Source organism: Streptomyces triticagri, assembly GCF_003429565.1.
Taxonomy (GTDB): domain Bacteria; phylum Actinomycetota; class Actinomycetes; order Streptomycetales; family Streptomycetaceae; genus Streptomyces; species Streptomyces triticagri.
Map to the genome: position 1 here is coordinate 1 of NZ_QUAK01000001.1, position 12,251 is coordinate 12,251.

Below are 12,251 nucleotides of genomic sequence, written 5' to 3' on the forward strand. Positions count from 1 at the left end.
CGCCCACGGCATCGCGTCCCGGCGCAGCGCCTGGACGCCCGCGCGGGCGAGCGCCTGCGGGCCGCCGGCCCGGCCGAGGGCCTGCACACCCGCGCGGGCCAGGTACGGCGCCAGGCGCGGCAGCGCGGCCCCGAGCAGCATCTCCCCCACGCCTCCGCCCATCATCAGCTCCAGCGGCAGCGCGTACGGCATCGCGAGCAGGGCCAGGGTCGCCACGGTCAGCAGGAGCGGCAGGCCGACGTCGAGGAACCGCTCGAGCAGGAACGACGAGGCGTCGTTGTACGGGTCGACCGCGTCGTGCACGTCCAGAGGCTTCTCACCGTCCGCGATCGCCGCCCGCCGCGACAGCAGCAAGCAACCGGTCAGCAGCGAACCCGCACAGAGCGCGATGCGGAGCTGGGCCGAGACGGCCGGCTCGGCCAACGGCAGCCGCAACGCCGCGCGGAGACCCACGAGGGTGACGAGCAGACGCCAGACGACCAGCACCAGCCCGGCCACGGCAGCCCAGATCAACACCTGCAGCCCGGCCCCGTCCGCGAACCACTTCTGGATCCCCTGCGTGCCCTTGAAGTCACCCACGAGGAGATACGCGAGCGAGGGCAGCACGACCACCAACGAGGCGCCCAGGAACACCTTCTCGTGCCACGGCAGACGCGCACGGGCAGCCAAAGCCTCGCGGATCAGGGCCAGTTGGGACAGACCCCGCCAACGAGCGGGATCACTCGTCTCCTCGATCGTGCGGGTCCGTTCGGCGACCTGCTCACGCAGCCGCGCGATACGGGCCGGATCGGTACGCGGATGGCCCGCGGCCATATGCAACGCCCGCCGCATACGCGCATAGCCGGACGCGATGAACCAGGTGTACGGGGGCTTGATCAGGGCGTACGACAGCAACGGTGAACCACCGGACGAGCCCGCGCCGGGGACCGCCCGCTCACCGGCCAGCAGCGTCTCCGGCAGCAGCGCCCGCCCCCGGCGCCGCCGGCCCACATCCACCACCGCCGCACCCACCAGCACCCCCAGCGCGATCCAGATCCCCCACTCCTGATGAATGTCCTCCGCCCACGGCTTCGCCCACTCTGCATCCTTGTTCGCAGCTGCAAGGTTGTTCACCCAGTGAGCCGCCCACGCCGCCACCAACGGAACCAGCCCACACACCCGCCACACCCACCACCCCCCACACACCACCAACCCCACACCGAGCCCGCCCAGCACCCCGTAGACGAGATGAATCCCCGGCGGGAACTGCGCCTCACTCCAGTCCGAGACCCCGTTCGGAGCAGGAAAAAGACTGGTCAGAATGCGACCCGGATCAGGGATGAAGGCATTGCTGAAAATGGACTGCGCAAGGACCCAACCCCCGTCATCCGGCTTAGACTTGTGCGCCCGCTCCGCGAACGACAACACCGACTCCAACAGCCCGAAACCCGTCCCGACCGACGCCCCCAACACCGCGAAATCGCTCAACCCCCACTGCACACGCCGCCGCAACACCCACCCCGCCACCACCAACGGCGCAACCTTCACCAGCTCCTCCACCACCGGCGCCGCCACCCACGTCGCCTGCGCCAACTCCGACGGCCCCCGATGCAAACCCCGCACCGCCAACTCCCGCGCCCACCCCACCTCCAGCAACACCGACACCACACCACACGCATAAACCCCCACCCCGAACGCCACCAACACCGTCGACCAACGCACCACCCGCACCGGCGCCGACAACACCAACAACTGCACCAGACACCACACCGCAGCCAACACCATCATCAGTGCCACGACACGTCCCCCAGCGCGCTCAGTTCGTCGCGAACGCCAATCGTTCGCAAATGCAATTTATGACGCTAGGGGGGATGCCGCTGTCACGCAAGAGCCGACTGCGCCCACGCTGGGTGAGTCGTGTAGACCGCGGACGGTAGGCAGAAGGCGGAAGTGGTGTCGACGACGCCGTAGGAGGCAGCCCGGCTTGAAGGGCTGGTTGGTGACTAGATCACCGTTTCTCCCATACGGGTACAGATGGCAGACCGAGTCGGGCGCGAGCGCGATCGGTGAGTTCTTGCACGAGCTCGGTCTTGGCTCGCGAGTATTCGCCCGCACCCGTACCAGCGGCGGCGATCGCCCACTTGAGCTGTGCGTATCGGGTCGCGTCCTCGGGATGGGCGCGCAAGTGGTCCCGGAGGATTCGCTGGTTCCGGGTGGCCCAGCTCTCCATGGCCACCACGTGCAGGATGTGGCTGCGCACCCCGTCGTCCGCTCGGACGTACACCAGGCGGTCAGTCATCCCGTTGTCATGCGGTCGGAAGCCGAGGCCGGCGAGCGCCGCCTGGTGGGGTACGGCGTGCGTGAGGTCGCGGACAGCGGCCATCAAGTCGATGACGGGCTTGGCTGCCAGGCCCGGGACCGCTGTCGAGCCGATGTGCTCGATCTCCACGAACAGCCCAGGTGCCGCTGTTCGGAGAGCATCGATGGCGATTGCGGCCCGCTGGGGCCAGCTCGGGTCGTATTCGACTACGTGGACGCCACGGGGCTCCGACACGGCCATCATCGTGGTCGACGCGGACTGCGATGTCCAACAGTCCTCTGCCCAGGCAGTCGCACGGGGCCGTACCCCTGTCGCCTTACCCCTTGCGCCGTGCCCCTGTTATGGTCCGCCGATGTCAAAGATCAAGCAGGTGCAGGTGACCTTCGACTGTGCGGACCCGACGCGGCTCGCCGGATTCTGGTGTGAGGTGCTGGGGTACGTGCTGCCTCCGACTCCGGAGGGGTTTGCCACGTGGGAGGAGTACGATCGCTCGCTGCCGGCCGAGGACCGGGAGGTCTACTTCGCGTGCAGCGATCCGTCCGGGGCGGGCCCGCGGCTGCTGTTCCAGCGTGTTCCCGAGGGGAAGGTCGTCAAGAACCGGCTGCATCTCGATGTGCGGGCCGGTATCGGGCTCGTGGGCGAGGAGCGGCTGGCCACGCTCGAGGCGGAATGCGCGCGGCTCGTCGCGCTCGGGGCGGTCCATGTGCGGACGATGCTTGCCGATGAGGAGAACGAGTCCTGCATCGTGATGCAGGACATCGAGGGCAACGAGTTCTGCCTCGACTGACGGCGGTCATCCGGGAGGCGGCGCCGGACGCGTCCGGACGCAGTACGAGTGCGTTGCGATGAGATCGCGAGCATCTCCTCACCGGTGATCCCCGCAAAGGTCCCGCCGGACGCCGACAGCAGTTTCATCGCCCCCTCCCCATCCGGGTGGGACGTCCAAGACCCAGGTACGCCCGCCGCGTTACGCTCCCTCGGCCCTCGGTGGGCGCCCCGACGCTCACGGCTTGTGGGTCGTCCAGAGGAGTTCTGCGGGCCAGTGGTGGGCCCAGTCGGGTGGGTCGGTTCTGTTGTAGCCGTTGGGGGTTGTGGGGTCGGGGCGCGGCTCGATGAGGTCGTCGATGATGAGCCCTGCGCCGCGCAGGACCCTGACCCAGTCGCCGTAGGTGAGTTGGAAGCTGGTCGCGCCGTCTCCCTCGGCGATGGTGTTCAGGCCGAAGTAGTCCTGTTGCAGCGTCGTGGTCACGCGGTCGGCGGGTTCGTCGTAGCAGGCTTCGAACCATGGGCTGGCGACGTTGAAGACGAGGCGCCCGCCTCGGCGCAGGACGCGCGCGGCCTGTGGGACGGCCAGCCGCGGGGGCGCCCAGCTGAGTCCGCCGAAGTCGCAGAAGACCAGGTCGAAGCTGTCGGCGGCGAAGGGGAGTTGTTCGGCGGCGCCCTGCACCAGCGGGTAGCGGGCCGCGCCCATCGCCCGGCCCGCTGCGGCAAGTTGGGCTTCGGACAGGTCGAGTCCGACCACGGTGGCGCCCTCGGCGGCGAGCGCCCTGGACCACTGGCCTGCGCCGCAGCCGAGTTCGAGGACTCGCCTGCCGGTGACGTCGCCCACGGCGTGCAGGTGCGCGTCGGGGGTGGAGTACATGCCCCACAGTCGGGGTGCGGCACCGATCTGCGGGTCGTGCTCGCGCTGGTAGGCACTGCTGATCCGGTTCCAGAGCCGCCGGTTGGCGGGGGTGCTGTCCACGTGCCGACTCCAGCACTGGCTCCCGCACGCGGTCAACACGATGCGCGCAGCGGTTGCCCCTGCTCAGGTTTCGGCGTCGGTCGCGCGTCTGCGGTAGCGGATGTGGGTGGACAGGGGCGAGTGGAGGGTCTCGACGGGATCGAAGTCGAAGGTGTCGATGCCGTCGAAGATCCGCTCGCCGCTGCCGAGCAGGACGGGGGCGATGTCGAGGGTGAGTTCGTCGATCACGCCGGCGCGGAGCGCCTGTCGCACCGCCGAGGCGCCGCCGGCGATGTCCACGCCCTTGCCGTCGGCGGCCTCGAGCGCCTGCGCGTACGCGGCGTCGAAGCCCCCGGTGACGAAGTGGAAGGTGGTGCCGCCCTTCATCTCGATCGGCTCGTGGGCGTAATGGGTGAGTACGAAGACCGGGGCGTGGTACGGGGGTTCGGCTCCCCACCATCCGTCCCAGGTCTCGTCCCACTCGCCTCGGATCGGCCCGAACATGTTGCGACCCATCACGTAGGCACCGCGCGGGCGCATCAGCCAGCTGTTGGCCGTCGCGTCGGCTTCGGTCGCGCGCGGGTCGCCGATGTGCCAGCCGTGCAGCTCTTTGCCGCGCTTGCCGAGCGGATCGTCCCGGCTCTGCTCGGGTCCGGCGACGAAGCCGTCGAGCGAGATCGACATGTGGCAGGTGGTGTCGGACATCGGTTTGTCTCCGAATGCAGTGGGTGCGAAGTGAGTGCGGAGCGACTCAGGTGAAGGCGGAGCGACTCAGGTGAAGACTGGCAGAGGCGGCCGAACTCATCGCGGCAATGGATCGATGTACGGACCGATGTACGGATCCATCCGGAGCACGTGCCTCCCCCGCGGTCACCTGCGGGTTTCAGGCTTCCCTGAAAGGTCTGGTCGGCCGGTCCCCCGCCCGGCGATGCTCATGTCGCATTCGAGGCATCAACGCATCAACGCATCAACACATCAAGGAAACGGGGAGAAGCCCATGGAGCCCATGAAGTCCAGGAAGCCCACCCGGACCAAGTACACAGTCGCCGTGGTGACCGCGGCCATGGCGGCGACCGTGTTCGCCGCCGCGCCCGCGTCGGCCACCACCGACTACTGGTATCGGGACTGCTCCAAGGACACCAAGTACACGGCCACCGTCACCAAGCACAAGGCCACGACCAAGAGGAGCGGCGGCAACTGCCAGGGCCACGCCTACGTACGGATCAAGGTGGACGGTGAGTGGGGCAAGTGGGCCTCCAGCACCGGTACGGCGCTCAAACAGAGCCCCGTGTACGCGATCCAGGAGTCCCAGCACAAGGACTGCAACTGCAGTACGGCGAACGTCCACAAGCTGAAGCCGTAGCGCACTGCATGAAGCCGTAGCGCACCGTCTCAAGCCGCAGGCGTAGGTCCTGTCCGCCGTGTGCCGCGAACTGCCGCAACCTGCCGCGACCCGCCGCGGCACACGGCGCATACTCGACGTATGGGCACCACCGCAGCCGCCGCGGCCGCCGCAGCCGCCGCAGAGGCCCCCGCCGCCGCCCCGAGCAGCCGGGAGTTCGTACGGATGGCGCCGGGGCTCGACGGCATGGTGGTGTCCGCCGTCGGATACCGCGCCGCCGGGCAGCAGCCCGTGCTGCACCGGGGCCTGCCGTCCCCGTATCTGACCGTGGTCTTCTCGCTGGACGGCCCGGTGATCAGTGGTCTCACGCCGGAGCAGGCCCGTGGCGCGGACGCCTTCCGCACCGGGATCGTGCTGGGTGGCCTGCACCAGTCCCCGGCGTACATCGAGCAGGCCGTGCAGGAGTCGGGCGTGCAGCTCGCGGTGCATCCGCTCGCCGCGCGGGCACTGTTCGGGGTGCCGGCGGCCGAGCTGAGCGGGCAGGTGGTCACGGACGGTGCGGACGTGCTCGGCCGGGCGGGTGCGGAGGTACGGGAGCGGCTGCGGGAGGCGCCGTCCTGGCCCGAGCGGTTCGACCTGCTGGGCGGCTATCTGCGGCGGCAGGCGGCGCGCGGCGAGGAGGCGGACGGCGTACGCCCCGAGGTCGCCGGGGCCTGGGCCTGGCTGGCCCGGCACCACGGCGCGGGCTCGGTCGGCGGCCTTGCGCGGCACGTGGCGCTCAGTGAGCGCCGGCTCACCGCCCTCTTCCGCGCCGAGACCGGCATCACCCCGAAGCAGGCCGCCCGCCTGATGCGCTTCGATCGGGCGAAGGCCCGGATCGTGCGCACGGTGGCCGCCGGCACCCAGCCCGACCTGGCGGGAGTGGCCGCCGACTGCGGCTACTACGACCACTCCCACCTGGTACGGGACTTCCACCAGTACACCGACCTGAGCCCGACCGCCTGGCTCGCCGAGGAGTGCCGGAATATCCAAGCCGGGGGGCATCTGAACGGCACAGAGTGAGTCCCATGGACACCAACGAGCAGCAGACCCACACGAACACCCACACCAACACTCAGAACCAGACGCAGACCCAGACCCAGACCCGCAAGCCGAGCGTCTGGCACACCCTCCAGGCGAACGACGCCGCCGCCCTGATCGACTTCCTCGTCGACACGGTCGGCTTCACCCGCACCGCCGTCTACGAGGACGGCGGCCTGGTCGCCCACGCCCAGCTCGACTGGCCCGAGGGCGGCGGCATCATGCTCGGCTCGTACAAGGAGGACGGCTGGTCCACGCCGCCCGGCACGGCGGGCGCGTACGTCGTCACGGCCCAGGTCGACGCCCTCTACGAGCGGGTGAAGGCGGCCGGCGCCAAGGTCATCCGCGAGATCGCGGACCAGCCCTACGGCAGCCGCGAGTTCGCCATCGTGGACCCGGAGGGCAACAAGTGGTCCTTCGGCACGTACGCGGGCGAACTGCCCGGGTGAGGACGGGTGAGGAAGGGGAATCGGCGCCACCCGCCCCCCGTCAGTCGTCGAACTCGACGTCCAGGTGGGCGGTGGCGTCCGGGCCGCCGGGCCGGCGCACGGCGCGGCGGATCTGCGGAGGCTTGAACATGTGCTTGCTGCGCACGTCGCGCGGCTGGTTCCGGACTCTCGTACAGCCGTCCTCGGCGGCGGCCAGAAAGGCGCCCGTCAGCGCGGCCAGGACGGCACATGCGCCGACGAGCAACAGTCCGAGCGCAGCCCACGAGGACGGCCCCACATCCTGCATGTCCGACCGGATCAGATACGTGAGCACCAGCACCGCGACGGCGACCGACACGAGCGCCGACGCGCCCGCCAGGTACTTGCGACGCCGCGTCAGAGCCACGCTGCGCAGCCGGAAGGCCACCCAGTCACCGCAGGTGGCGCATTGTGCCCGGCCGGTGCGTGATCCGTGCTCGGGGCGCCGCACCATGGCCGTCTGCACGGCGTAGAGGTGCACCTCGGATCCGAACTGCTGTCCGCTGCCGAGGTAGTGGGAGAGCCGGAGTCCGGCGGTGGCTTCGATTCGCATGTCCGTCCCCGAGGTGCGCAGCAAGCTACTTCCCGTGCTGTGGGCCGGAGGCAGTCCCGTCGACGGATTCCGTCTCCGCTCCTCCCGTGCACAGCCACAGTCACGGTCACAGCCACATTGTCCGTCAACAGCCAGTCACACAGCGGGAGTTCACGAGGCCGTTGATCGAGGGCTCCGTATCCGAGGGCTCCATGTCCGCGCACATGCGCGGGCGGCACTCGCACGTGCGCGGCCGTCCGACGAGGCTTTCGGCGTCGGCCGAAAGACGTTGACCCTCGAGGCTCGGAGCTCAGTAGCCTCGGTCGGGGAGACCCGGAGAGACCCGGAGAGACCCGGGGACACCCGGGGACCCCGGCGGCCAAGAGGTCTGGGCGGGGACGGGGAGATCCGGGAAGTCGGGGGGACTTCATCCATGACTCGTCGCGCACGTACGCGCATCAGAGTGGCCGCCGCCCTCACCCTGCTCGGCGCACTGCTCGCCGGCACAGGCTGCACCGGCGGGGGCGACGGCGACGGCAAGGACAAACGCGCGCTCACCCGGCCGAAGAAGCTCGAGCCGGCGTGGGAGACCCGGGTGCCGGAGGCATCGCACTCCCAGGGCGGCACCGGGTGGAGCGCCGACGGCATCATCGCCCGGCAGCAGGGCACACAGCTGCGCGGTTACGACACGCGTACGGGCAAGAAGCGGTGGACGCTGAAGCCGCCCGAGGGTACGTCCGGCGTCTGCGCCCTGTCCGCCGGGACCAACAGTGCCGGCCTCGGCGGCCTGATGCTGGCCACCGAGAGGAACGAGGACGACTGCACGTACGCGGGCGTCGTCGACCTGGCGGACGGAAAGGTCAAGTGGGCAAAGCACGTCGGCCGGTTGAGCGACATAGGCCCCGCATCCCTCAGCATCGGGGACGAGGCCCTCACCGTGACCCGCGACTGCCACGGCGTCGGGCAGTACCGCCCGCGCGACGGCAAGTCCCTTGGCACCCGGCTCGAGCAGGACGAGGCCTGCGCGCACCAGGCCGTCCACAACGGCCGCCATCTCGCCGTCCACTACGCCCCGGCGGCCGAGGCGAGGGACGTCGCACCGGACTGGGTGCCGCCCGGTGACAGCACACAGGCGCACTTCGCGCTGTACGAGGGCGCGGACGACAAGCCCGTCTGGCACACCGAGGCCGGGCGCGGCGGCGACCGGATGAACGGCATCGTCTCGGACGACCCGGTGGTCCTGGACATCACCCGCGAGGGTCACCGCCTCATCCAGACCTACGACGCCGCGGGCAGACCTGTGCGCACGTTCGGCAAGCAGCTCGACGGCTCCTCCGGCGTCGACGGACGGCAAGGTGGGGGCCCGTACGTCCAGGGGGACACCCTCGTCATGGACGACCGCCCGGGCGCCGGGCAGTCCGCGTACGACCTGCGTACCGGGAAGGTGCGCTGGAGGCTGCCGGCCGGCCGGGCGCAGGCGCTCGGGGTGTGGAAGGACAGACTGCTGGCCGTACGGCGGATACAGGACACCGGGGGACGGTCTGCGGCCTGGCTGGTGACGTACGGGATGCGGGACGGTCGGGAGCGCACCGTCGGGCGGATCGCGGAGCTGAGCGCCGGCATGCCGCCGGCCGTGGCCTGGGACGACAAGCACCTCTATGTCGACCGTGACAGCGGCGATCCCGACGAGGCGACGCACCTGGTCGCGTACCGGCTGCCGTCCTCGGGCGGTGACACGCGGCGCTACACGGCCGAGCCGATGCCGTCGGAGGACGGCATCGAGGTGCAGAAGCGCGGCTGGCGCAGGAGCGACGTGCGTCCCGACGCCGTCTCCGACGCCTGCGAGGCGACATCCACCGCCGCGCTGCGGGCGATGCGGGTGTACCGCAAGGGCATGCCGCCGCCGCTCAGCTGTGTGTGGCAGGAGCAGTTCGCGCCGCGGCACGCGGACCGGTCCCTCAGCGTGCAGGTGACCGCCCACCAGCCCGGCGGGGACGGGCAGGGCGGACTGTCGCGGAAGGCGGGTTCGCGCAGTCCGGCGCCGGCGGTCGCGGTGGCCGAGGAGGCGTACCGGAAGATCGGGTCGAAGGCCGACCGGGAGGACGACGCCTCCGGGGAGCACTGGCCGCTCGGTGCCCCGTCACCCCTCGACGGCCTGGGCGACGAGGCGAAGGCGAGCGTGTTCGGGTCGGCGGACGACAAGGGATCGGAGGCCCTTGTCGCAGCACGGCACCGCAATGTGGTGGTGAAGGTCAGGGCCCGTACCGATGCACCGGTGGCCTACAAGCGAGGTGAAGTGCCGCCCCGGCACCGGGTCGAGGCGGCGGCCGAGCTGGCGGCGGCGGACGTCCTTGCGCACCTCGGTGCCGACGTGTCCGCGTCCGCGCGGCGGCTCGCGAAACCGGCCGGCGGCAGGACGACGGAGGTGGAGCCCGCCTGCGAACGGCTGCGGGGTGAGGCGGCCGGGCTGCTGCCGGGCGCGAAGGCGCAGGACACCACGCCCAAGGGCGGCGCGGACGGCCGTGTCACGGGCTGTGAGTGGTCCACGGAGGCGGATGGGTCGCCGAGCCTGGCCGTCCGCGTCTCGGCGCTGCCGGACTCGCCGCTGACGGGGGACGACGCGCAGGATGTCGCCGAGTCCGAGCTCGCCGCCGAGGACGGTGCCAAGGTCTCCGGCCTCGGCGACGCGGCCCGGATCGACCGGGACAGCTTCACCTTCGAGCGCACGGGCGACCTGCACCGCCGGCACGAGCTGACCGTCCGCAAGGACAACCTCGTTGTGCACATCGACTACGGCCGCTGGGCCCACCCGTCGAAGAGCCGCATGGACTCGGACGTCCGCCGCCTGGCGCGCCGTCTGCTGGGCGGCGCGCACTGACGGCGATCTCGTGTGTTCCGGGGTGTGTTGGGCGAGGGCCCGGCCCTCCTCGCTTCGACGGAGGGGGCACGTGTGCCGCATACGAAGGGCACAGTTCGACGGAGGGGGCACGGGTGCCGCATACGAGGGCCACAGAAGGGGCGAGGGCGTCAGGCGGCATCGTGCTCCGGGCGGGGGCGGGTCTGCCATCGGCCCGAGTGCCCTGCCGGGAGGGCGACGTCGCGACGGGCCGTCGCGTAGAACCGCTCACGCCCGATGCGTTGTTTCGCGACCAGCGTCGTCCATCCCTCCGGGTCGTGCCGCTCGGCCCGCACCGCCCGCTCCATCTCGGCGACAGCCGCGGCCCACTCCCTCGCCGCATCCACAACCGCCGGTGACCCGAGCAGCAGCACTGACTCCCATGCGAGATCACGAGCTTCGGACGCCTCCCCCAGTCGCACGGCCGCCTCTTCCACGGGCAGCGGATGAGGATGCGGATCATTGCCCAGCTGGGCAGCAGCTCTGAACATCGTGCTGACGGACGCCCTCAGGGACCTGGCGAACTCCGCGTAAGCCGCCAGTCGACGATCCTCGCGCCGCGCCGCCTGCTCACGACGGAACCGGGCATCGTCGCCCCGCATGACCACCACGTAAGAACCGAGCGCGCCGATCAATACGCCGAGCAGTGCGGGCAGTTGCTGTATGAAAGCGGACATCAAGGCACCGTATGGCACTCCATGAATTCCCTCTTCCGGACAAGCGGGTCCGGACTGCTCTTCCACCCCTCGAGCGGCTCGGGACGTGCTCCCCCACCCGCACGGCACCTTCACTGCCACGTTCTGCACGGAATCGGAATCGCCATCCACTTCACCACCGGGGTGTTCTTGACGGCGGGCGTCGACCTGAAGTCTGCGTCACAGCTGCTCGGGCTCGGGGGGTCCGGGGGTCGGGGCAATTCATCGCCTCGTCAGGTGAACAGCAGGCGTGCGGCGAGGAGGGTCTGCCAGGTCCAGGCGATCGTGATGGCGATGCGCTGGATCAGTCCCCCCAGGCCCACCCAGCGTGGGTGCTGGCTGAAGGCGACGCTCGCCAGCACCATCGTGGCGGCGAAGAGCACGCCGCTGACGATCGAGTAGAGGGTCCAGCCCAGCGAGCCGGACGCGGCGAAGACGAAACAGGCTACGGCGAGGGCGAGGAATCCGGCCAGGGACAACAGGTCGTGCAGAGTCCCGGGGCGGGTGGGCTGTTGCAGCTGATCCGGGGTGCCGACCGGATAGCCGCTCACCGGATCCGTACGGAAGGCGCCCGCGCACATCAGACCGGCGACCGCCCATACGCCGATCAGCAGAGCGCCCCAGTGGGAGGGCCCGGAACGCCACAGGCCCACGGCGAAGAGCAGCGACAGCAGCCCTGCGCAGAGGAAGTTGACGGTCTGCGCCCACCCGCCGGGGCCGAGGGCGAGCGAACTGACGGGGTGGCGGAAGGGCTTGTAGTCCACCCGGCGGGCGCCCTCCACCAGGTACGCGACGGTGAAGAGAGGTCCGGCAGCCAGCCCGCAGGCGAGCAGTACTTGATTCTCCACTCTGTCAATGTAAATTGACAGAATCGCTCACGTCAACCTTCATTGACAGTCCGGGCGGCGGCGCCGACACAGCCCACATCCCCGGGTCGATGCCGAGTTGCTTCGCGGCCGGCAGGATTCCGTCTCCGGTCCACCCCCGCGCACGCACGGCACGAGCACCGGCACGAGGTGGTCGTTCGGTTCCGACAAGAGGCGGACAACTGCCCCCGCAGCGGAACCGAGCGACAACCAGCCACGTGCGGTGGGGATCAGAAATGGTTCCGGTCCGACGTCGCGGGGCGTGGGATCACCAGGTGGTGGCGGGTGGGGTGTTGGGGAGGGTGGTCCAGGTGCGGGTGCCGCCGCCGGGGTCGGGGGAAGGGCCGAAGC

General features: G+C 70.3%; 12 protein-coding genes. 5 read left to right on the top strand and 7 right to left on the bottom strand.

Translation table 11 applies throughout. From position 1 onward, the window contains the following. Positions 1 to 1,767 (bottom strand): PrsW family glutamic-type intramembrane protease (locus tag DY218_RS00005; protein WP_233521273.1); only part of this gene is annotated, 1,767 nt, incomplete at its 3' end. 220 nt (positions 1,768 to 1,987) lie between these two features. Then, positions 1,988 to 2,539, bottom strand: coding sequence for a GrpB family protein (locus DY218_RS00010; RefSeq protein WP_128553827.1), 552 nt, complete (start codon positions 2,537 to 2,539; stop codon positions 1,988 to 1,990). Between the two features lie 112 nt (positions 2,540 to 2,651). Between DY218_RS00010 and DY218_RS00015 the strand changes: the two genes are divergently transcribed. Beyond that, positions 2,652 to 3,086 carry a VOC family protein gene (locus tag DY218_RS00015; protein ID WP_128553818.1) on the top strand — a complete coding sequence of 145 codons (435 nt, stop codon included), beginning with the start codon at positions 2,652 to 2,654 and terminating at the stop codon, positions 3,084 to 3,086. Positions 3,087 to 3,302: 216 nt separating this feature from the next. Here DY218_RS00015 and DY218_RS00020 read toward each other — a convergent pair whose 3' ends face one another. After that, the gene (locus DY218_RS00020; RefSeq protein WP_128553819.1) at positions 3,303 to 4,043 is read right to left on the bottom strand and encodes a class I SAM-dependent methyltransferase; all 741 of its coding nucleotides are present in this window, start codon (positions 4,041 to 4,043) and stop codon (positions 3,303 to 3,305) included. A gap of 63 nt (positions 4,044 to 4,106) precedes the next feature. After that, positions 4,107 to 4,727: a dihydrofolate reductase family protein gene (locus DY218_RS00025; RefSeq protein WP_128553820.1), complete on the bottom strand. Its 621-nt coding sequence runs from the start codon at positions 4,725 to 4,727 to the stop codon at positions 4,107 to 4,109. A gap of 292 nt (positions 4,728 to 5,019) precedes the next feature. Here DY218_RS00025 and DY218_RS00030 point away from each other — a divergent pair, with 292 nt between their 5' ends. From DY218_RS00030 to DY218_RS00040, 3 genes are all read left to right on the top strand, one after another. Beyond that, a complete protein-coding gene (locus tag DY218_RS00030; RefSeq protein ID WP_128553821.1) occupies positions 5,020 to 5,385 on the top strand; it encodes a hypothetical protein in 366 nt (121 codons plus the stop codon). Between the two features lie 120 nt (positions 5,386 to 5,505). After that, a complete protein-coding gene (locus DY218_RS00035) occupies positions 5,506 to 6,426 on the top strand; it encodes an AraC family transcriptional regulator (protein ID WP_128553822.1) in 921 nt (306 codons plus the stop codon). 5 nt (positions 6,427 to 6,431) lie between these two features. Continuing rightward, positions 6,432 to 6,893, top strand: coding sequence for a VOC family protein (locus tag DY218_RS00040; RefSeq protein WP_128553823.1), 462 nt, complete (start codon positions 6,432 to 6,434; stop codon positions 6,891 to 6,893). Between the two features lie 40 nt (positions 6,894 to 6,933). Here DY218_RS00040 and DY218_RS00045 read toward each other — a convergent pair whose 3' ends face one another. After that, positions 6,934 to 7,464 (bottom strand): hypothetical protein, encoded by a 531-nt coding sequence (locus DY218_RS00045; RefSeq protein ID WP_128553824.1) that lies wholly within the window; start codon positions 7,462 to 7,464, stop codon positions 6,934 to 6,936. Between the two features lie 412 nt (positions 7,465 to 7,876). Here DY218_RS00045 and DY218_RS00050 point away from each other — a divergent pair, with 412 nt between their 5' ends. After that, complete coding sequence (locus DY218_RS00050) at positions 7,877 to 10,321, top strand: PQQ-binding-like beta-propeller repeat protein (protein WP_158573940.1); 2,445 nt, start codon at positions 7,877 to 7,879, stop codon at positions 10,319 to 10,321. A gap of 149 nt (positions 10,322 to 10,470) precedes the next feature. On the opposite strand, the gene DY218_RS00055 is transcribed toward DY218_RS00050, so the two are convergent. After that, complete coding sequence (locus DY218_RS00055; RefSeq protein ID WP_128553826.1) at positions 10,471 to 11,016, bottom strand: hypothetical protein; 546 nt, start codon at positions 11,014 to 11,016, stop codon at positions 10,471 to 10,473. Positions 11,017 to 11,267: 251 nt separating this feature from the next. Next, a complete protein-coding gene (locus DY218_RS00060) occupies positions 11,268 to 11,882 on the bottom strand; it encodes a DUF998 domain-containing protein (RefSeq protein ID WP_199566573.1) in 615 nt (204 codons plus the stop codon). Positions 11,883 to 12,251: the final 369 nt, after the last annotated feature.

What these genes read in the sequence shown, in the direction of transcription:
- DY218_RS00010 (WP_128553827.1), bottom strand. Translation starts at nt 2,539, where the DNA reads ATGGCCGTGTCGGAGCCCCGTGGCGTCCACGTAGTCGAATACGACCCG.
- DY218_RS00015 (WP_128553818.1), top strand. Translation starts at nt 2,652, where the DNA reads ATGTCAAAGATCAAGCAGGTGCAGGTGACCTTCGACTGTGCGGACCCG.
- DY218_RS00025 (WP_128553820.1), bottom strand. Translation starts at nt 4,727, where the DNA reads ATGTCCGACACCACCTGCCACATGTCGATCTCGCTCGACGGCTTCGTC.
- DY218_RS00030 (WP_128553821.1), top strand. Translation starts at nt 5,020, where the DNA reads ATGGAGCCCATGAAGTCCAGGAAGCCCACCCGGACCAAGTACACAGTC.
- DY218_RS00035 (WP_128553822.1), top strand. Translation starts at nt 5,506, where the DNA reads ATGGGCACCACCGCAGCCGCCGCGGCCGCCGCAGCCGCCGCAGAGGCC.
- DY218_RS00040 (WP_128553823.1), top strand. Translation starts at nt 6,432, where the DNA reads ATGGACACCAACGAGCAGCAGACCCACACGAACACCCACACCAACACT.
- DY218_RS00045 (WP_128553824.1), bottom strand. Translation starts at nt 7,464, where the DNA reads ATGCGAATCGAAGCCACCGCCGGACTCCGGCTCTCCCACTACCTCGGC.
- DY218_RS00050 (WP_158573940.1), top strand. Translation starts at nt 7,877, where the DNA reads ATGACTCGTCGCGCACGTACGCGCATCAGAGTGGCCGCCGCCCTCACC.
- DY218_RS00055 (WP_128553826.1), bottom strand. Translation starts at nt 11,016, where the DNA reads ATGTCCGCTTTCATACAGCAACTGCCCGCACTGCTCGGCGTATTGATC.